This is a genomic window from Halobellus sp. H-GB7 (assembly GCF_030848585.1).
In the GTDB taxonomy this organism is placed as follows: Archaea; Halobacteriota; Halobacteria; order Halobacteriales; family Haloferacaceae; genus Haloquadratum; species Haloquadratum inordinatus.
In genome coordinates, this window is record NZ_JAVDDW010000033.1 from 1 (window position 1) to 1,113 (window position 1,113).

The 1,113-nt window shown below is 57.4% G+C and carries 2 protein-coding genes; both read left to right on the forward strand.

Annotated elements, in window-relative coordinates; translation table 11 throughout:
- Positions 1 to 74 precede the first annotated feature (74 nt).
- On the forward strand, positions 75 to 608 hold the full coding sequence (locus RBH22_RS17780; protein WP_306678746.1) for an IS630 family transposase: 534 nt from the start codon (positions 75 to 77) through the stop codon (positions 606 to 608).
- Positions 562 to 1,107, forward strand: a complete 546-nt coding sequence (locus RBH22_RS17785; RefSeq protein WP_306678748.1) for an IS630 family transposase — start codon at positions 562 to 564, stop codon at positions 1,105 to 1,107. Before RBH22_RS17780 ends, RBH22_RS17785 begins: the two co-directional genes overlap by 47 nt.
- Positions 1,108 to 1,113: the final 6 nt, after the last annotated feature.

Here is a 1,113-nt window from a genome sequence, read left to right on the forward strand (position 1 = left end):
GAGTGGTCTGCGAAAGAGTTGAGCCCTGAGAGAGCGTTCCTATTTTGATGAAGAGTAGTCGGCGAGGTCAGTTGGTGAAGTACCTGACCGAAGAAGAACTTGAGCAAGCAATTACAGATGCACAGAAGGCGGACGAGACCCGTCTCGTCCGGCGGTTATGCTACATCAGGAATCTCTATCAAGGAGATACGCGCGAGGAGGCAGGCAAGCGCGTCGGGATCTCCCGATCCACGACGCGCAGGTGGGCTCGTGCGTGGAATGACGGTGGCATCAAGGGGCTGCGCCCACGCTTCGGCGGCGGCAGGCCGCCGAAGCTTACCCCCGCACAATTCGCCGAGTTGTGTGAGATTCTCGAAGAGGGCCAGCCGTGGACGCCACAACAGATTCACGCGCTGATTGAAGACCGATACGGCGTCACATATCATCCTGCTCATCTCAGCCGAAAACTGCGTGCCGCTGGGATGAAATACGCAAAGCCACGTCCGATGGATCCGCGTCAGCCGGAAAGCGCAGAGGAGATTCTCGCCGAGCGCCTGGACGAGGCGCTCGGCGAGGATCCCGATGAAGACGAGGAGGATGATCCAGTCGTCTTGGGATTTTTTCGATGAGGCGTGGCCACAGCCGTTCGAGAACTCTCAGCGGATGTGGTCGTTTGACCGGACAGTAACGATCGAGAAGCCGCTGGTAACGTTTCCGTGGCGGTCGGTTGGGTTCTACGCACTGACTGGCCAGAGCGTGATCACGTACAAAGAGCGGTTAGTGAAGGAGACAATCGTGGAGGCGCTCGAAGAGATCCGCGAGCAGAATCCGCGGGGCCGGATTCTGCTCGTGGCAGACAACTACGGCTCTCACCACGCGAAACTCACACAGGAACGGGCCGACGAACTCGGCATCGAGTTCGTCTTCTTACCGCCGTACTCACCGACGCTGAACGCAATCGAACCGCTGTGGAAGGATCTCAAACGAGAGATCTCGCCAGAGATCTTCGAGGACAAAGACCACTTTAGAGAATTCCTCACCGAGACATTCCTCAGGCTAAGCCATCGTGTGAGTTTCGCCGCTGACTGGATCGAGACGTTCCTCCCAAATGTTCAGAAGTTATGCTGACCACTC